Source organism: Vibrio sp. 1562, assembly GCF_033340155.1.
Taxonomy (GTDB): Bacteria; Pseudomonadota; Gammaproteobacteria; order Enterobacterales; family Vibrionaceae; genus Vibrio; species Vibrio alginolyticus.
On record NZ_JAWOVY010000849.1, the window covers coordinates 1 to 502 of the forward strand.

At 46.2% G+C, this 502-nt stretch carries 1 protein-coding gene; it reads left to right on the plus strand.

The features are described 5' to 3' along the window. A partial coding sequence (locus R7Z49_RS28015) for a polysaccharide biosynthesis C-terminal domain-containing protein (protein WP_318112928.1) occupies positions 1-488 on the plus strand: 488 nt, incomplete at its 5' end. Between the last annotated feature and the right edge of the window lie 14 nt (positions 489-502).

A 502-nucleotide genomic window follows, 5' to 3' on the forward strand; every position in this document is an offset into this window, starting at 1 on the left:
GAACATCGCTACTGATTGGCTTTGTACTGATTACCATTAACTTCGTTGTTGCCCCAATGTTCGCCTCTCTTTTTAAAGAAGGAAAGCTGGATAAACTGCGAAATTTAAGTCGATGGGCTTGTCGTGCAAACATTGGCGCAGCTTTACTTCCTGTCTTAGTTTGCACCCTATTTCCTGAATTCGTCATGCAGCTTTTTGGTGATGAATTTCTTGCGGCAGCTCCGCTGTTAGTTGTCCTTTCTTTAGGGCAGCTGGTCAATATCGCCACTGGCTCGGTAGGATTTTTATTGCTAATGAGCGGCCATGAGAGAACGATGAAATACATCACGATTTGTTCAGGCACTATTTCCATCGCTCTTTTGGTTTTTCTTAGCCAAAGCTACGGCGTTCTGGGGGCTGCGTGGGCAATGGCGATCGGCATGGCGATCCAAAACCTTGCCGCGCTCTATTTTGTAAAACGCTATTTAGGCTTCTTTCCTGTGGGGTAACGATGACTTCGACG